Annotated in this window: 16 protein-coding genes; 3 read left to right on the forward strand and 13 right to left on the reverse strand. The window is 64.1% G+C overall.

Features of this window, described 5'->3' with window-relative positions; all coding sequences use genetic code 11:
- Positions 1-63: 63 nt before the first annotated feature.
- The 4 genes from ccoP to ccoN are packed head-to-tail and all read right to left on the reverse strand — an operon-like array spanning position 64 to position 3,505.
- Entirely contained in the window at positions 64-942 is an 879-nt protein-coding gene (gene ccoP, locus Ga0609869_RS05445; protein ID WP_125405878.1) for a cytochrome-c oxidase, cbb3-type subunit III, read from the reverse strand.
- The gene (locus Ga0609869_RS05450; protein ID WP_125405875.1) at positions 939-1,154 is read right to left on the reverse strand and encodes a cbb3-type cytochrome c oxidase subunit 3; all 216 of its coding nucleotides are present in this window, start codon (positions 1,152-1,154) and stop codon (positions 939-941) included. The genes ccoP and Ga0609869_RS05450 overlap by 4 nt, the downstream gene beginning before the upstream one ends.
- Positions 1,155-1,163: 9 nt before the next feature.
- Complete coding sequence (gene ccoO / locus Ga0609869_RS05455; protein WP_125405872.1) at positions 1,164-1,892, reverse strand: cytochrome-c oxidase, cbb3-type subunit II; 729 nt, start codon at positions 1,890-1,892, stop codon at positions 1,164-1,166.
- An 11-nt stretch (positions 1,893-1,903) separates the two neighbouring features.
- On the reverse strand, positions 1,904-3,505 hold the full coding sequence (ccoN, locus tag Ga0609869_RS05460) for a cytochrome-c oxidase, cbb3-type subunit I (protein ID WP_125405869.1): 1,602 nt from the start codon (positions 3,503-3,505) through the stop codon (positions 1,904-1,906).
- 215 nt (positions 3,506-3,720) lie between these two features.
- On the opposite strand from ccoN, the gene Ga0609869_RS05465 reads away from it, so the two are divergent.
- A complete protein-coding gene (locus Ga0609869_RS05465; protein WP_125405866.1) occupies positions 3,721-4,560 on the forward strand; it encodes a universal stress protein in 840 nt (279 codons plus the stop codon).
- A gap of 37 nt (positions 4,561-4,597) precedes the next feature.
- Here the strand turns inward: Ga0609869_RS05465 and fnrL are convergent, their stop codons facing one another.
- The gene (gene fnrL, locus Ga0609869_RS05470) at positions 4,598-5,344 is read right to left on the reverse strand and encodes a transcriptional regulator FnrL (protein WP_125405863.1); all 747 of its coding nucleotides are present in this window, start codon (positions 5,342-5,344) and stop codon (positions 4,598-4,600) included.
- Between the two features lie 60 nt (positions 5,345-5,404).
- Here fnrL and hemN point away from each other — a divergent pair, with 60 nt between their 5' ends.
- A complete protein-coding gene (gene hemN / locus Ga0609869_RS05475) occupies positions 5,405-6,760 on the forward strand; it encodes an oxygen-independent coproporphyrinogen III oxidase (RefSeq protein ID WP_125405859.1) in 1,356 nt (451 codons plus the stop codon).
- A 3-nt stretch (positions 6,761-6,763) separates the two neighbouring features.
- On the opposite strand, the gene Ga0609869_RS05480 is transcribed toward hemN, so the two are convergent.
- The 5 genes from Ga0609869_RS05480 to Ga0609869_RS05500 form a co-directional block, all read right to left on the reverse strand.
- Positions 6,764-8,380 carry an ABC transporter ATP-binding protein gene (locus Ga0609869_RS05480; protein ID WP_125405856.1) on the reverse strand — a complete coding sequence of 539 codons (1,617 nt, stop codon included), beginning with the start codon at positions 8,378-8,380 and terminating at the stop codon, positions 6,764-6,766.
- A complete protein-coding gene (locus tag Ga0609869_RS05485) occupies positions 8,377-9,486 on the reverse strand; it encodes an ABC transporter permease (RefSeq protein ID WP_125405853.1) in 1,110 nt (369 codons plus the stop codon). Before Ga0609869_RS05485 ends, Ga0609869_RS05480 begins: the two co-directional genes overlap by 4 nt.
- 4 nt (positions 9,487-9,490) lie before the next feature.
- On the reverse strand, positions 9,491-10,573 hold the full coding sequence (locus Ga0609869_RS05490; protein ID WP_125405850.1) for a microcin C ABC transporter permease YejB: 1,083 nt from the start codon (positions 10,571-10,573) through the stop codon (positions 9,491-9,493).
- A gap of 22 nt (positions 10,574-10,595) precedes the next feature.
- Complete coding sequence (locus Ga0609869_RS05495; RefSeq protein ID WP_245972290.1) at positions 10,596-12,491, reverse strand: extracellular solute-binding protein; 1,896 nt, start codon at positions 12,489-12,491, stop codon at positions 10,596-10,598.
- Between the two features lie 169 nt (positions 12,492-12,660).
- Positions 12,661-13,179, reverse strand: a complete 519-nt coding sequence (locus Ga0609869_RS05500) for a c-type cytochrome (RefSeq protein ID WP_125405847.1) — start codon at positions 13,177-13,179, stop codon at positions 12,661-12,663.
- A gap of 119 nt (positions 13,180-13,298) precedes the next feature.
- On the opposite strand from Ga0609869_RS05500, the gene Ga0609869_RS05505 reads away from it, so the two are divergent.
- The gene (locus Ga0609869_RS05505) at positions 13,299-14,132 is read left to right on the forward strand and encodes a prephenate dehydratase (protein WP_125405844.1); all 834 of its coding nucleotides are present in this window, start codon (positions 13,299-13,301) and stop codon (positions 14,130-14,132) included.
- 138 nt (positions 14,133-14,270) lie between these two features.
- Here Ga0609869_RS05505 and Ga0609869_RS05510 read toward each other — a convergent pair whose 3' ends face one another.
- Genes Ga0609869_RS05510 through nudC form a run of 3 tightly spaced genes read right to left on the reverse strand, consistent with a single transcriptional unit; the run spans position 14,271 to position 16,594 of the window.
- Positions 14,271-15,092, reverse strand: a complete 822-nt coding sequence (locus Ga0609869_RS05510) for a DMT family transporter (protein WP_125405841.1) — start codon at positions 15,090-15,092, stop codon at positions 14,271-14,273.
- A 37-nt stretch (positions 15,093-15,129) separates the two neighbouring features.
- Positions 15,130-15,582, reverse strand: a complete 453-nt coding sequence (locus Ga0609869_RS05515; protein WP_125405840.1) for an SRPBCC family protein — start codon at positions 15,580-15,582, stop codon at positions 15,130-15,132.
- A gap of 55 nt (positions 15,583-15,637) precedes the next feature.
- Positions 15,638-16,594: an NAD(+) diphosphatase gene (gene nudC, locus Ga0609869_RS05520; protein ID WP_125405837.1), complete on the reverse strand. Its 957-nt coding sequence runs from the start codon at positions 16,592-16,594 to the stop codon at positions 15,638-15,640.
- Positions 16,595-16,599 lie beyond the last annotated feature (5 nt).

The raw sequence follows: 16,599 nt of genomic DNA on the forward strand, positions 1-16,599 counted from the left end.
CGCGAACAGGACGGGGGCCGGTGCCATCGACCGGGGGCCTTGCGGCCCCCGGAAGTCGTTGTGTCACTCGCCGCCGCCACGGGTATGAACGTACACTGCAACCGCTCGGCGCTCGGCCTCGGACAGACGCTCGGCGTGCGAGGGCATGATCCCGAAACGCGCATACCGGACCGTCTCGGTCAGCGTTTCGACATCGCCCCCGTATAGCCAGATCGCATCGGTCAGGTTCGGGGCGCCCTGATAGCGGTCTCCAGTGCCGTCCTCCATGTGGCAGGCTGCACAGTTATCGAGGAATACCGTTTCTCCGGCGCTTGCCAATGCGGCATCGTGTTCCTGCCCCGAAATTTGCCGGACATACTGCACGACCGAGTCGATTTCCTCGTCGGTCAGGTAGTCGTCGCCGAAGGCCGGCATCTGCGACCAGCGCGCGTCAGGGTCGTCTTCGTTCCGGATGCCGTGGGTGACCGTGTAGTAGATCTCCTCAAGCGTGCCGCCCCACAGCCAGTCGGGGTCGATCAGGCTGGGATAGCCCGAGGCCTGAACACCGGCCGCGCCTGAGCCGTGGCATTGCGCGCAATAGGTCTTGAACACCGCGTCGCCGCCCTGGACGGCGTAATTGTAAAGCGCATCGTCGGCACGGATCGCTTCCATGTCGAGCTCGACCGACTCCAGCTGGGCGACGAGATCGGCGTTCATTTCGGCGACTTTCTGGATTTCCTTTTCCACGTTTTCACGGGTCGAGTAGCCCAGAAGGCCCGGTGTCGCGCTCTTGACCAGCGGCCAGGCCGGGTAAAGCACCATGTAGACCAGCGCGTAAAGGATGCAGGCGTAGAAGGTCCACAGCCACCAGCGCGGCAGCGGATTGTTGTACTCCTCGATCCCGTCCCATTGGTGGCCGGTGGTTTCCACCTCGTCCGGGTCTCTTTTGTCGTTCGCGCTCATTTCCGCGCCTCCTTGTTGGAAGTCGCACCGTCATGGGTCGTCTCGGTGCGGGCGGGTTTGTCGTCGTGACGGAAGGGGATGTTCGCACTGTCCCGGTGTTGGGGCGTGCTGCCCGGGCGGAACACCCAGACAACCACGCCCACGAAGAACACCGTCAGGGCCAGCAACGCCCAGCTGTCGGCGAAGTGGCGCATGGCGGAATATGTGTCCATTGCGTCCTCTTACCGGCTCGCGTCAGGCTCGAAGGTCGAAAAGTCGACCAGCGTCCCCAGCATCTGCAGATAGGCAATCAGCGCGTCCATCTCCGAGATGCCGTCATTTCCGTCGAAGTTGCGCACCTGCGCGCCCGGGTACCGTTCGAGCAGACCGTCCACGCCATCGGCGAAGGGGTCGATCTGGGCCTGGAAATCCGTCCTGGCGTTTTCCAGCATCTCCTCGGTATAGGGCACGCCCACCATCACGTGGGTGCGCATCAGGTCCCCGATGTATTCGCCGTCGAGCATCCGGTTTTCGAGGAAGGCGTATTTCGGCATGACCGACTCGGGCACCACCGATTGCGGGTCGCGCAGGTGCTGCACGTGCCAGTCATCCGAATACCGCCCGCCCAGGCGGGCAAGGTCCGGCCCCGTCCGCTTGGACCCCCATTGGAACGGATGGTCGTACATCGACTCCGCCGCGAGAGAGTAGTGGCCGTAGCGCTCCACCTCGTCGCGCATCGGGCGCACCATCTGGCTGTGGCAGACATAGCACCCTTCGCGGATGTAAACGTCGCGCCCGGCCAACTCCATCGGCGAGTAGGGCCGCACGCCCTCGACCTCCTCGATCGTGTTTTCGAGGTAGAAGAGCGGCGCGATCTCGACCAGACCGCCGACGGTGACAACCAGGAAGCTGAACACCAGAAGCAGCGAGGCGTTCTTCTCTAGGATCTTGTGTTTATCGAGAATTGCCATTGCTCGGCTCCTTATTCAGCCGGAGCCGCGACGGGCGCCGCCTGGCGGGCGGGCGAGGATGTCGCGGTTTTCCAGAGGTTGTAGCACATGATCAGCGCGCCGGTGACGTACATCGCCCCGCCCGCGGCGCGAACCACGTACATCGGGAACTTGGCGTCCACGGTGTCGGCAAAGCTGTTCACCAGGAAGCCCTGGGCGTCGACTTCACGCCACATCAGGCCTTCCATGATGCCGGTCACCCACATCGACGCCGCGTAGAGAACGATGCCGATCGTGGCCAGCCAGAAGTGCCAGGATACCATCGCGGAGGAGTAGAGCCGCTCCTTGTTCCAAAGCCGCGGGGCCAGGAAGTAGAGCGCACCGAAGGTGATCATGCCGTTCCAGCCCAGAGCACCGGAATGCACGTGGCCGATCGTCCAGTCGGTGTAATGCGACAGCGAATTGACCGCCTTGATCGACATCATCGGACCTTCGAAGGTCGACATGCCGTAGAAGCCGATCGAGACCACCATCATCCGGATGATCGGGTCGGTCCTGAGCTTGTCCCAGGCGCCCGACAGCGTCATCAGGCCGTTGATCATGCCGCCCCACGAGGGCATCCATAGCATGATCGAGAACACCATCCCCAGCGTCGAGGCCCAGTCGGGCAGCGCGGTGTAGTGCAGGTGGTGCGGACCGGCCCAGATATAGAGGAAGATCAGCGCCCAGAAGTGGATGATCGACAGCTTGTAGCTGTAGACCGGGCGTTCCGCCTGTTTCGGCACGAAGTAGTACATCATCCCCAGGAAGCCCGCGGTCAGGAAGAAACCCACCGCGTTATGGCCGTACCACCACTGGGTCATGGCATCCTGCACGCCGGCGAAGAGCTGCACAGACTTGGAGCCGAAGAGCGACACCGGAATGCTGAGGTTGTTGACCACGTGCAGCATCGCGATGGTCACGATGAAGCTGAGGTAGAACCAGTTGGCGACGTAGATGTGCTTTTCCTTGCGCTTCAGGATCGTGCCGAAGAACACCGCGAGGTAGACGACCCAGACGATGGTCAGCCACCAGTCGACATACCATTCGGGCTCGGCGTATTCCTTGGACTGGGTCGCGCCCAGCAGATAGCCGGTGGCCGCAAGGACGATGAACAGCTGATAGCCCCAGAACACGAACCATCCCGCGTTCCCGCCCCACAGGCGCGCGGCCGACGTTCGCTGGACCACGTAGAAAGAGGTTGCGATCAACGCATTGCCACCAAAGGCAAAAATCACCGCCGACGTGTGCAGCGGCCGCAGGCGCCCAAAGTTGGCATAGCCCTGCGCCCATTCGAAATTGAGCTGAGGAAAGGCCAGCTGGCTGGCGATGAACGTGCCCGCGATAAAGCCCACCACGCCCCAAAAGGCCGTGGCAATGACGCCTGCGCGGATGACGTCGTCCATATAGGCGGTCGTATCGACGACCGGCTTGGCTTCGCCCATGCGGCGCAGCGTGTAAACCATCATACCGGCCGCGACGAGCATGATGATCAACGCATGCACGAGGTAGGCCATGTCGCGCGCATAGTTCGCAGCGATTGCGGCGCAAACCGCGATCACGCCGAACATGGCGACCTTAGCGTAGTCCCACATTTCGGAGTATCCCTTTGTACTTCAGAGCCGAATGCACTCGGCCGACTCCCTCACGACACCGTGACGTATCCAATCGTATGCAGAAATGCGCATTGATCCAAGTCAAGCCTTGCTGGAATAGTTCCAAAACGAAGTTGATCAAGGTCAAAGCCCCGCGAATCCTCATAGCCCTACTGTGCCGGGTGACGTCACCCCGACGGGAAGGAGGCCCTTTCGTGGAGTACAAGACCATTCTCACCATCCTCACCGATACCGATCTCAAGGAATCGGCGTTGGAGCCGGCGATAACCCTCGCCCGGCGCGAGGACGCGCATCTCGACGTATTGTGCCTGGGCGTCGATCGCACCCAGACCGGATACTACTACGCCGGCACCAACGCCTTCATTCAGCAGGAGACCCTGCAAAAGGCTCAGGAGGATTCTGAAGCGATGGAGACCGCGGTCAAGGCGCGGCTCGATCACGAAGGCATCGCGTGGGCGTGCGAGGCCGCGGTAGCGCAGATCGCGGGTCTCAGCCATCTGGTGGCTCAGCGTTCGCGGTTTTCCGATCTTGTGGTGATGCCGCGCCCCTACGGCGAAGGCCGCGGGATCGAGGACGAGGCCGCGGTCGAGGCGGTGTTGTTCGATGGGCACGCGCCGCTTCTGATCGTCCCCGAGGGCTCTGACACCGCCAATATCGGCCAGAAGATCGTCGTCGCGTGGAACATGAGCGCCGAGTCGCTGGCCGCGATCAAGCAGTCCCGGCCTCTGCTGAAAGCCGCCGAGGCGGTGAACATCGCGGTGATCGACCCGCCCCAGCACGGCGCCGACCGGTCGGACCCGGGCGGCGCGCTGTCGCAAATGCTGTCGCGGCACGGGGTCAAGGCGGAAATTTCTGTTCTGGCCAAGACCATGCCCCGCGTGTCCGACGTGCTGCGCCGCCACGCGCAGGACATCGAGGCGGACCTGATCGTGATGGGCGCCTACGGCCATTCGCGGTTCCGCGAGGCGATCCTCGGCGGCGCGACCCGTCACATGCTGGAATTTACCGAAGTGCCGGTGCTGATGGCCCACTGACGCCCCCGGCGCCTTGCCCGCGGCGGGGCGCCGGCGATCAGGTCGGCAGACCGCCGTCGGCGTCGTCGCCGGTTTCGCCCAGCAGGCGGTCGAAATCGGGGACGGTGACGTGGCGCTTGCCCTCCAGCACGATCACCCCGTCGCGTTTGAGCGCCGAGATCTGCCGGCTGACGGTTTCAAGCGTGAGCCCGAGGTAATCGGCCATCGCCTCGCGCGTAAGCGGCAGGTCGAACACGATCTTGCGGCGCGTGGTCGCAAGCTTGAGCGAGGCGTCGCGGCGCGCGATGATCGCCAGCAGGCTGGCGATCTTTTCGCGCGCGGTCTTGCGCCCCAGCAGCAGCATCCATTCGCGCGCCGCATCCAGTTCGTCCAGCGTCATCTCCAAAAGCCGCTGGCCGATATGGGGGGTGTGCGCCATCATCTCTTCGAACGGCTTCTTGCGAAAGCAGCACATGGTCAGCGTGGTGGTCGCGATCACGTCGTAGGCGGCGATCTCGCGCCCCGGCCGGCCGACGAAATCCGACGGCAACAACAGGCCCACCATCTGGGTGCGACCATCTTCCATGGTCTGGCTCAGGGTGGCGATTCCTTCGACCACAGAGGCGACGAAATCCATCCGGTCGCCCGACCAGATCACGGTCTGGCCGGCCTCGAAGGTCCGGTAGAACTTCATTTCCTCAAGTTCGCGCAATTCGTCGGTTTCGCAACGCGCGCAGACGGCGCGATGTCGAATGGGACAATCGGCGCAGTCATGATTCTTAATGAAGGGTTCGCTCAGAGCCATGGCGCCGGTGTTTTGACTTCGATCAAGGTTGCGATCCGTTGGTCGGCTAAACGTAGAACAATGAGCACCGAATCGCAACTCACGCGTCTCGGTCTATTCGATGCGCGCGTGCCACGGTACACCAGTTACCCAACGGCACCACATTTCTCGGCATCGGTAGATGACGGAGACTTCACCGGGTGGGTCGACCAGATCGCACCCGGTTCGCGGATATCGCTGTATATCCATGTGCCGTTCTGCCGCCGGCTGTGCTGGTTCTGCGCCTGCCGCACGCAGGGCACCCGCTCGGACGCGCCGGTTCGCGCCTATCTCGATACGCTGAAATCCGAGATCGCGATGCTGGGCCGCCGGCTGCCCGAGGGCGTGACATTGTCGCGCCTGCACTGGGGCGGGGGCACGCCGACGCTGTTGGCGGCCGACATGATGCAGGAGCTGACCGAATCGATTTTCGCCATCGCGCCGATGCACGAAGAGGGCGAATTCTCGGTCGAGATCGATCCCAACGAGATCGACGAGGCCCGGCTCGACGTGCTGGCCGGCGCGGGGATGAACCGCGCCTCGATCGGCATCCAGGACTTCGATCCGCAAATCCAGTCGGTCATCGGGCGGATCCAGAGCTATGACGTGACGCGCGACGCGGTCGACATGATCCGCGCCAAGGGCATCGACAGCCTGAATGCCGATATCCTCTACGGCCTGCCGCACCAGTCGAACGAGCGGATCGCGGAATCGGTGCAGAAGCTGCTGTCGCTCTCGCCAGACCGGGTGGCGCTCTACGGCTATGCGCATGTGCCGTGGATGGCGCGGCGCCAGTCGATGATCCCGGCCGAGGCACTGCCCAGCCCCGAGACGCGGCTCAAGCTCTACGAGACCGCCAAGAAGCTGTTCTTGTGGGACGGCTACCGCGAGATCGGCATCGACCACTTCTCGCGCCCCGAGGACGGGCTGGCGGTGGCGCTGGATGCGGGCGAATTGCGCCGCAACTTCCAGGGCTACACCGACGACACCGCGCCGGCGCTTATCGGCCTCGGCGCCTCGTCGATCTCGAAGTTTCCGCAGGGCTACGCCCAAAACCTCAGCGGGACATCCGACTACACCGCGCGCATCCGCGACGGGCGCTTTGCCACCGGCCGCGGCCATGTCTTCACCCATGAAGACAACATGCGGGCGCGGATGATCGAGCAGTTGATGTGCGAGTTCCGCATCGACACCGCCGAGATCACCGAGACGTTCGGGATCTCCAAGCCCGATCTGAACGCGATGTTCCAGGAGGTGGCCGACGCCTTCCCCGGCTTCGTGGACGTGACCAACGACGGCCTTTCCATCCCCGAGGCGGGCCGGCCACTCACGCGAATGATCGCACGGGGCTTCGACGCGTACGACCTGTCGAAGGCCGGGCACAGCTCGGCGATCTGATCCTCAGGCGGCGCCCGGGGCTGGGGCAGCCCCGGGCACGCCAAAGGCAGCCTGCATCAATGTGCGGGTGTATTCGGTTTTCGGCGCGTCGAATATCTCGTCCGCCGAGCCGGATTCGACGATATCCCCCTGACGCATCACGACCATCTTGTGGCTGAGCGCGCGCACCACGCGCAAATCGTGGCTGATAAAGAGATAGGCCAGGTCGTATTTCCGCTGAAGATCGCGCAACAGCTCGACGATCTGAACCTGCACCGTCATGTCCAGCGCCGAGGTCGGCTCGTCCAGCACCAGCAGCCGCGGGCGCAGGATCATCGCGCGGGCGATGGCGATACGCTGGCGCTGGCCGCCCGAAAATTCGTGCGGGTAGCGGTGCATCATCTCGGGGGCGAGGCCGACCTCGGTCAGCATCTGCGCGACCTCCTCGCGCTTGGAATGCCCCGGTTCGACCCCGTGCACGCCCAGACCCTCGGCCACGATCTGTTCGACCGTCATGCGCGGGCTGAGACTGCCGTAAGGGTCCTGAAACACGATCTGCATGTCGCGGCGCAGCGGCCTGAGCTGGCGCGACTTCCACCCCTGGATGTCGCGGCCCTGGAACACGATGCGCCCGTCGGAGGACAGAAGGCGCATGATCGCCAGCGCCAGCGTCGTCTTGCCGGAACCGGATTCGCCCACAACCCCCAGCGTCTCGCCCGCATGTACCGAGATGTCGGCGTCGTTCACCGCCTTCACGTGGCCCACCGTGCGCCGCAAGAGACCCTTTTGAATGGGAAACCAGACGCGCAGACCCTCGGTCGTCACGATCTCGGGTGCGTCGGGCTTGACCGCGTCGGGCCCGCCCACCGCCTCGGCCGCCAACAGCATTTTGGTGTAGGGGTGCTGGGGGGTCTGGAATATCGTCTCGGTCGGTCCGCTTTCGACGATCTCGCCATCCTTCATCACGCAGACCTTGTCGGCGATGCGGCGCACGACGCCCAGATCGTGGGTAATGAAAAGCAGGCTCATGTTCTCTTCGCGCTTGAGCTCGGCCAGCAGTTCGAGGATCTGCGCCTCGATGGTCACGTCCAGCGCGGTGGTGGGTTCGTCTGCGATCAGGAGGTCAGGGCCGTTGGCCAGCGCCATGGCGATCATCACCCGCTGCCGCTGGCCGCCAGACAACTGGTGCGGATAGGCGTTCAGCCGGCTTTCTGGGTCGCGGATGCCGACCTTGTGCAGCAGTTCCAGAATGCGCGCCTGCGCGGCCGAACCGGTCAGCCCCTGGTGCAGAGCCAGGCTTTCGCCCAGCTGCTTTTGCAGGGTGTGCAGCGGGTTGAGCGAGGTCATCGGCTCCTGGAAGATGAAGCTGATATCGTCGCCCCGCACATCCCTGAGCCGTGCCTCGGAGGCGCCGATCATCTCTTCACCCTCGTAGGTGATCGAGCCTGTGACAGTCGCGCTGCCCGGCAGCAGCGACACGGTAGAAAGCGCCGTGACCGACTTGCCCGAGCCGGATTCGCCCACCAGCGCCACGGTCTCGCCGCGCCCCACCTCGAAGCTGACGCCCTTGACCGCGGGCATGTCCCGCCCGTCCTGCCGGAAGCTGACCGAGAGGTTATCGACCTTCAGAACCGCGCTCATTGGAACGTCTTCCTCGGGTCGAAGGCATCGCGCACGCCCTCGAAGATGAACACCAGAAGCGACAGCATGATGGCGAAGGTGAAGAACGCGGTGAAGGCCAGCCAGGGCGCCTGGAGGTTCTGCTTGGCCTGAAGGGTCAGCTCGCCCAGCGACGGCGCCGAAGAGGGCAGGCCAAAGCCGAGAAAGTCGAGGCTGGCCAGCGTACCGATGGTGCCGGTGATGATGAAGGGCAGCAGGGTCAGCGTGGCCACCATGGCGTTGGGCAGCATGTGGCGGAACATGATGGTCCAGTTGGAAACACCCAGCGCCCGTGCCGCGCGCACGTATTCGAAATTGCGCGCGCGCAGAAACTCTGCCCGCACCACGCCCACCAGCGCCGGCCAGCCGAAGAGCGCGGTCAGAAACACCAGCAGCCAGAAACTTCGCCCCAGCACGGCGAAGAGAATGATGATGATGTAAAGCTGCGGGGTAGAGGTCCAGATCTCGATGACGCGCTGGAACACAAGGTCGACCCAGCCGCCGAAAAAGCCTTGCACGGCCCCGGCGACCACCCCGATCAGCGAGGCGATGGTGGTGACCATCAGCGTGAACAGGATCGACAGGCGGAAGCCGTAGATCACCCGCGCCACCACGTCGCGCGCGGTGTCGTCGGTGCCCAGCAAATGCTCGTCATCGGGCGGCGAGGGCGCGGTGCCCTCGATGTCGTTGACGGTGGAATAGCTGTAGGGGATCGGCGGCCATATGAGGCGGCCCTTCTCGATTTCCTCGCCGTCGATTACCCCGTCCTCGGCATCCTCGATCAGCTCTTCGGGATAGTCCCAGCAATCCAGCACGCCACCGGTGACGATCAGGCATTGCACCTCGACGTCGCGGTAGACGGCCTCTGTGCGCAGGTCGCCGCCAAAGGCGGTTTCCGGGTAGAAACTGTAGATCGGAAAGAAGCTCTCGCCGCGATACTGCACGTAGATCGGCCTGTCATTGGCGATCACCTCGGCGAAAAGCGACAGGCCGAAGAGGATGGAAAAGATGATCAGCGACCAGTAGGCGCGGCGGTTGCGCTTGAAATTGCGCCAGCGGCGCTGGTTGAGGGGCGAGAGGGTGAACATGCGCTCAGGTCTCCCGGCTTTCGAAATCGATCCGGGGGTCGACCAGCACATACATCAGGTCGGACAACAGCCCGACAAGCAGCCCGATCAGGCCGAACACGTAAAGCGTGGCGAAGATCACCGGGTAATCGCGCGCCACCGCCGCCTCGAAGCCCAGCCGCCCCAGCCCGTCGAGCGAAAAGATCGTCTCGATAATGATCGACGAGCCGAAGAAAACACTGATGAAAAGGCCGGGAAAGCCCGCGATGATGATCAGCATCGCGTTGCGAAAGACATGGCCGTAAAGCACCGCCCCCTCGCCCAGCCCCTTGGCCTTTGCGGTGATGACGTACTGCTTCTTGATCTCGTCCAGGAACGAATTCTTGGTCAGAAGCGTCAGCGTGGCAAAGCTGGAGATCGTCGAGGCCAGCACCGGAAGCGTGATGTGCCAGAAATAATCGCCGATCTTGCCCAGAAGGCTGAGATCGTCGAAGTTGTCCGACGCCAGCCCCCGCAGCGGGAACCATTGCAGGTACGACCCGCCGGCAAACACCACCAGCAGCAGCACCGCGAACAGAAAGCCGGGGATCGCGTAGCCCACGATGATCGCGCCGCTTGTCCAGGTGTCGAAGGGCGAGCCGTCCTTCACCGCCTTTCGGATGCCCAGCGGGATCGAGACAAGATAGGCGATCAGCGTCGACCACAGCCCCAGCGTGATCGAGACCGGCATCTTTTCCAGCACCAGGTCGACCACCGAGATCGAGCGGAAATAGCTCTCGCCGAAATCGAAGCGGGCGTAGTTCCAGATCATGTTGAGGAACCGCTGCAACGGGGGCTTGTCAAAGCCGAACTCGCGCTCGAGCTCTTCGATGAACTCGGGCGGCAGGCCGCGGGCGCCCACGTAATCGCTATCGCCGGCCTGGATGGTCTCGCCCACGTCGCCGCCGCCGGCGATGCCCTGAAACACGTCGCCCTCGCCCTCGAGCTGGGCAATGATCTGTTCGATCGGACCGCCCGGCACGAACTGGGTGAGCGTGAAATTGATGATCATGATCCCCAGGAGCGTGGGGATAATCAGCAGCAATCGCCGAAGGATATAGGCGCCCATGGGGTGTGTTCTGCTCGCTTTTCTACCGGATCGCGCCGGCGGCCCTTAGGTCTTTGGCCTTTTCCGCGTTGTACCACCAGAAATCGAGATTTCCCAGCGCGTAGGGCGGCAGGGGCTCGGGATGCTCGTACATGTCGTAATAGGCGACGGTGTGCGTATCCTTGAACCATTGCGGCACCCAGAAGCGTTTGGACCGCAGCACCCGGTCGAGCGCCTTGACCGAGACGGTCAGCTCTTCGTCGCTGGTCGCATCGAGCACCGTGTCGATCAGCCGGTCCACCGCCGGGTCCTTCAACCCCATCAGGTTGAAGACAGAGCTATCGGCGGTTTCCGACCCGAAATACTGGCGCAGACCAGAGCCGGGAACGTAATCCATCGGGAATTGCGTCGTGACGATGTCGAAATCGTAGGACCGTTCGCGGTTGGTCGCCTGGGCGTTGTCCACCCGTGTATGCACCGCGTCGATGCCGATCCTTTGCAGGTTTTCCACATAGGGGTTGATCACCCGGTCGAAGGTTTGGCTGTCGTTGAGGAACTCGACCTTGAGGGTCTTGCCGTCCTTGCGGCGCATCCCGTCGTCGCCAACCACCCAGCCGGCCTCTTCGAGCAGCGCCGACGCCTTGCGCAGATTGCGGCGGTCGAGCTGCCGGTCGCCCGATTCCGGCGCCATCACCGCCGGTTCCGTCAGGATCGTCTCAGGCAGCAGACCCTCGGCCACCAGCGGCTGCAAAATCGCGATCTCCGCCTCGCCGGGCACGCCCTCGGCGGCAAGGTGGCTGTTTTCCCAGAAGGAATGGATGCGCTCGTAGAGACCGTAAAACAGCTTTTCGTTGGACCATTCGAAATTGAACATCAGCCCGATCGCCTCGCGCACCCGCGGGTCCTGCAACTGGGGCCGGCGCAGGTTGAAGACGAAGCTTTGCCCTGTGGCAAGGCTGCCATCGGGCAGCGACACCCGTTGCACCCAGCCCTCTTGCACCGCGGGGAATTCGTACCCGGTGGCCCAGCTCTTTGACGACGCCTCGTTGCGGAAGCTGTAGGTGCCGCCCTTGAAGCCCTCGAAGGCGGCGTTGTAGTCGGCGTAATACTCGATGCGGATGCGGTCGAAATTGCTGCGCCCGACATTGATCGGCAGATCGGCGCCCCAGTAATCGGGGTCGCGGGCGTAGACGATGGTCTGGCCAACGTCGAGCTCCTGCAAGACGTAGGGCCCCGAGCCGAGGAGCGGCTCAAGGCTGCTTTCCTCGAAGTCGCGGCCGCTGTCCAGGTAATGGGCCTTGGAAAAGATCGGAAGGCTGCCGACCAGTTGCGGCAGGTCGCGGGTGGGCACGCCGTCGGCAAAGGTGAATTTCACCCGGTGCTCGTCCAGCGCCTCGGCGCGCTCCACCTGGCCGCGCAGTTGCACGCGGAAACTGGGCAGGCCCTTGTCGCGGAACAGCTCGAAGGAAAACACCACGTCCTCGGCGGTCAGCGGGCTGCCGTCGGAAAACCGCGCCTCGGGGCGGATGTCGAAGATCGCCCAGGACCGGTCATCGGGGTATTCGACCGCCTCGGCCAGCAGGCCATAGGCCGCGCCCACCTCGTCGGCGGTGCCCGACAGAAGCGACTCGAAGAACACCGTGGCCAGCCCGCCGGCACGGCCCTTGGTGGTGTAGGGATGCATCGAGTCGAACGATCCGAAGGCCCAGACCGAGATCTCGCCGCCTTTGGGCGCGTCGGGATTGACGTAGTCGAGATGGGCGAAATCGGCCGGGTATGCCAGATCGCCGAAGGTGGAGATGCCGTGCGCCCGTGTCACGCCATCCTGTGCAACCGCCACCGACGCCCAGAGCGCCAGCAACAGCGCCCCCAGAACGGTCCATGGCCTGATGTCGGGCAGGCTCATCGCGGCGGCGCGGGCCGAACGGCACTCTTTCATGGCGTCACTCCCCTGTATCTGCCGGGGCGAATGCCCGGCCTTCCTTGGGATGTAAGCTAAAGAGCGCGAGGTCGAGTGTTCAAGTTGAGAATATGTGAGCGAAGCGCGAGCAGGCCCGCAAAAGGGCGGCGCCCGCCGGGCGCGCCCCCGTTTCAACGCGTCCGGAGGATCAGCTGCCCTCGGCCTGAAGATAGGCGATCACGTCGGCGCGGTCCTCGGGCTTTTGCAGCCCGGCAAAGCTCATCGACGTGCCCGGCGCATAGGCCTTGGGGTTTTCGAGGAACGCGTACAGTTCTTCAGGGGTCCAGGCCTCGGCCGTGCCGTCGAGCGCGCCGGAATAGTTGAAGCCCGAGATCGAGCCCACCGCGCGGCCCACGACGCCGTAAAGCGACGGTCCGACGGCGTTGGCGCCTTCTTCCAGCTTGTGGCAGGCCTTGCACTTGCCGAAAACCCGAGCGCCTGCGCCGGCGTCGCCCGCGGCCAGCAGCTCTGCCATCGGCACCTCTTCGACAGGTTCGGCGGCCTCTTCAGCCCCGTCGTCTTCGGCAAGGATCGGATAAACCGGCTCTTCGTGGCCGTGCCCGCCAACGTGGTAAAGCCCGTCCGAGGCCCAGCTTGTCAGCAGAAAGATCAGCAGTGCCCCGCAGAAGGCCCCCACGACCTTCGTCAAGGTCATTGTGTCGAACATGTCGCGTTCCCGTTGGCGTCTTTTCCCGGGTAATACCTATGCGCTTCCCCTTCGACTTGGCAAGGTGTACTTACCCGGCCGATGCGCCTCCGGGTGCGGCCGACAGCAAGGGGGGAAACATGACCGGACGCATCGCCTTTCAGGGAGAGCCCGGCGCTTATTCGCACCAGGCCTGCTGCGAGGCGCGGCCCGATCACGAGGCGATCCCCTGCCGAACCTTCGAAGATGTGATCGAAACCGTCCGCAAGGGCGCGGCCGATCTGGCGATGCTGCCGGTGGAAAATACCACCTACGGACGCGTCGCCGACATCCACCAGCTATTGCCCGATTCCGGGCTGCATATCATCGACGAGGCCTTCGTGCGGGTGCATATCAACCTGCTCGGCGTGCCCGGCGCGCGGCTGTCGGACGTGCACAGTGCGCTCAGCCACACGGTGCTGCTGGGCCAGTGCCGCGATTTCCTGCGCGAATACGGCATCCAACCCGTCAGCGCCGCCGACACGGCCGGCTCGGCCAAGCATATCGCCGATCTGTGCGATCCGTCCCAAGCTGCGCTGGCCTCGGAACTGGCAGGCGAGATCTACGGCCTGAACGTGCTGGCCCGCCATATCGAGGACCACGACAAGAACACCACGCGCTTTCTGATCATGTCGCGCGAGATGGACCTCAAGCGCCGCGGCAAGGCCGGGATGATGACGACCTTCGTCTTCCGGGTGCGCAACATCCCCGCCGCGCTCTACAAGGCGATGGGGGGCTTTGCGACGAACGGCGTAAACATGACCAAGCTGGAAAGCTACATGGTCGACGGCACCTTCGCCGCCACCCAGTTCTATGCCGATATCGAAGGCCACCCCGACGACCGCAACGTGCGGCTGGCGCTCGAAGAGCTGAACTATTTCACCTCGCACATGGCGCTTCTGGGCGTCTACCCGGCCGACCCGAAGCGACGCTGAGGGCAGCGGCCGACGGTTATCTTGGCCGCAGATGCGGGCATTGAGCCCGATGGGCGAGCGTGGCCTGGGCCCGCTTGCCGTTCACAATCCCATGCCACTTGGATCAGAGCCCATCGCGCGCCCGCATCGGGGCCTGGGCTACAGGGGCCGATTTCCCGTTTGATTCAATGTCAGGCCAGTCAAAACCAAGGCCACCCCTGCCGCCTTGGGCAAGGTCAACGCCTCGTCGAGAAAGACCAGACCGAGCAGAACGGCGAAAACCGGAACGAGGTTCAGGAAAACACCCGCGCGAGCGGCCCCAAACCGGGCGACGCCGGCCTGCCAGGCACAGAACGCCGCCACCGAAGACCCGGCACCCAGAAACAAAATCCCGCTCGCCAATGCCGGGTCGAGCAGGGCGCGGGGATCCGGCATCTCCATGAAAACGGCGGCGGGGGTCATGATGACAAGGCCCGAAAAGACCGTTGTGGCCAGACAGGCAGATGGCGACAGCGGAATGCTCCATCGCCTAAGGCAAACCGTGTAGAGCGCCCAGACTGTCGAGGCCGCAAACAAAAAAATCGGCCCGTACAGCCGATGGGACGAGGCAAGCCGAGCCATTTCATCAAGCATGGCAAGACCGACGCCAAGGACCGCGAGCGCCGCGCCGGCAATGTCGCGTTGGCGCAATAGGCGACCCCGCCACAGCCTGGAAAAAAATACGATGATGACAGCGGACAGTGCGAACATGACGCCCCCCGCCGAGGCGCTGCTGTGCTGAAGGCCAGAATAGAGCAGCCAGTTAAAAGCCGTGACCGCCAGAAAGCCGAGGATCAGCAACTTCAACGGGTGCGTGGCCCAAGCCGCCGCGATTGGCTGCCAATGCCGTATCGTAAACGGCAACAGGATCACTCCGGCGACCGCCCAGCGCAGATAGTTCAGTTGAAACGGTTCGATCGAATCGTGTAGGGCGCGCGCCATATTTTTGCGCGCCGCGACAGGGCCACAGGCCCTGCCGTTATGCCCCCTCGATATAGCGGCCGTAGCGGGCAATGCCGGTCTTGAACCGATCGCTCAGGTTCGACTTGGCCAGTCGCAGGCCCTGAAGAACCAGCCGTGCCGAGATGGTCTGCGGCTTGACATCGAGGCTGACCGCCAAACGCGTCTTGCGCGGCGACAGCGCGACGAGGTCGATCCGGGTGATGCCGACGAGGCCGCTGCTTTCGGCCTTCAGCTCCATCGCCTCGTCGGGGGTGTATTCGGTCAGTTCGGTTTCCACTTCGCGCGGCTTGCCGCGAAACTCGAACCTGGTCAGCCAGCACATGCCGGCGCCGGGCGCGGCCAGGCAGTCGATGCGCGTCACCTGGGCGCCGCGATGCAGCACCGCACGCTCGTGGGTCTCGAAATCGGACAGATGCGCAAAGACCTTTTCGATCGGTGCCTCGATATCTTCGCGGGTCGAGAATTTCATGCCTTCTCTCCTTGGCGTCTTTGCATGCAGAGTTTTCCCCCGCACCGTTTTCGCGTCAACTCAGCCGGTCGGCAAGCCAGTGCGACAGGATGAACCGCGCGATGGCGCCCTGGCGCGCGGGAAGGATCGTGTCGTCCTCGCCGGCAAAGATCGCCAGCATCCGCTCGCGGCTGACCCAGAGCGCATCGTCGATCTCCACCGGGTCGACGGTGATGGTTTCGCTCGTCGCCACGCCGCGGCACCCGATCATCAGCGAGGCCGGAAAGGGCCAGGGCTGCGAAGCCAGGTAATCGACAGGCCCCACCTTTATGCCCGCCTCTTCCCACACTTCTCGGCGCACCGCGGCCTCGACCGTCTCGCCCGGCTCGACGAAACCGGCGAGCAGCGAATACATCCTTTCGGGCCAGCCGGGAGAGCGGCCCAAGAGCACCGAATTACCCCTCAATATCAGCATAATCACCACCGGGTCGGTGCGCGGGAAATGATGCGCGCCGCAGGCCGGGCAGACCCGCTGCCAGCCGGCCTGCGCCAGCGCGCTGTCAGCCCCGCAGCGCGCGCAGAACCGGTGACTCTTCTGCCAGGCGATCAGCCCGCGGGCGGTGGCGGCAAGCTCTGCCTCCAGCGGCGTCAGCCAGGTCATCCCGCGGCGCAGCTCGGCAAAGCGATGGTCGTCGGGCAGGTCCGGATGGTGCTGTTCGGAGATGTCGACAAAAGCGCCCAGCGTGTCGGGCATCTCTTCGGGCTGCCAGTCGGACATGTCGATGGCGAAACGGGCCGCCCCGCCGGCCAGGCCCAGAAAGATCGCGCCGTTGCGCCGGTCGCGCACCAGCGCGTGGCGCGGTTCGATCCAGCCCAGCGCCCCGCCCGCGAACAGCGGCTTGTCGCGCCACAGCGGCAGCACCCGCGCCGCCGCGTTGGACCATGACCGGGCCAGCGCGCCCGGGTCGCTGCGCAGATGCGCCGCCCGATCCAGCCCGCCGCCCCCGAATGTCACCGTCTCTGCCGCCCGCACCCTTG

It is taken from the genome of Rhodovulum iodosum (assembly GCF_041020385.1).
GTDB lineage: Bacteria > Pseudomonadota > Alphaproteobacteria > Rhodobacterales > Rhodobacteraceae > Rhodovulum > Rhodovulum iodosum.

Excerpts from the sequence above, each read along its gene's own strand:
- Ga0609869_RS05505 (WP_125405844.1), top strand. The coding sequence starts at position 13,299 with ATGACCGGACGCATCGCCTTTCAGGGAGAGCCCGGCGCTTATTCGCAC.
- Ga0609869_RS05490 (WP_125405850.1), bottom strand. The coding sequence starts at position 10,573 with ATGGGCGCCTATATCCTTCGGCGATTGCTGCTGATTATCCCCACGCTC.
- ccoP (WP_125405878.1), bottom strand. The coding sequence starts at position 942 with ATGAGCGCGAACGACAAAAGAGACCCGGACGAGGTGGAAACCACCGGC.
- fnrL (WP_125405863.1), bottom strand. The coding sequence starts at position 5,344 with ATGGCTCTGAGCGAACCCTTCATTAAGAATCATGACTGCGCCGATTGT.
- Ga0609869_RS05450 (WP_125405875.1), bottom strand. The coding sequence starts at position 1,154 with ATGGACACATATTCCGCCATGCGCCACTTCGCCGACAGCTGGGCGTTG.
- hemN (WP_125405859.1), top strand. The coding sequence starts at position 5,405 with ATGAGCACCGAATCGCAACTCACGCGTCTCGGTCTATTCGATGCGCGC.
- Ga0609869_RS05485 (WP_125405853.1), bottom strand. The coding sequence starts at position 9,486 with ATGTTCACCCTCTCGCCCCTCAACCAGCGCCGCTGGCGCAATTTCAAG.
- Ga0609869_RS05480 (WP_125405856.1), bottom strand. The coding sequence starts at position 8,380 with ATGAGCGCGGTTCTGAAGGTCGATAACCTCTCGGTCAGCTTCCGGCAG.
- ccoN (WP_125405869.1), bottom strand. The coding sequence starts at position 3,505 with ATGTGGGACTACGCTAAGGTCGCCATGTTCGGCGTGATCGCGGTTTGC.
- ccoO (WP_125405872.1), bottom strand. The coding sequence starts at position 1,892 with ATGGCAATTCTCGATAAACACAAGATCCTAGAGAAGAACGCCTCGCTG.
- Ga0609869_RS05515 (WP_125405840.1), bottom strand. The coding sequence starts at position 15,582 with ATGAAATTCTCGACCCGCGAAGATATCGAGGCACCGATCGAAAAGGTC.
- Ga0609869_RS05495 (WP_245972290.1), bottom strand. The coding sequence starts at position 12,491 with ATGAAAGAGTGCCGTTCGGCCCGCGCCGCCGCGATGAGCCTGCCCGAC.
- Ga0609869_RS05510 (WP_125405841.1), bottom strand. The coding sequence starts at position 15,092 with ATGGCGCGCGCCCTACACGATTCGATCGAACCGTTTCAACTGAACTAT.
- Ga0609869_RS05500 (WP_125405847.1), bottom strand. The coding sequence starts at position 13,179 with ATGTTCGACACAATGACCTTGACGAAGGTCGTGGGGGCCTTCTGCGGG.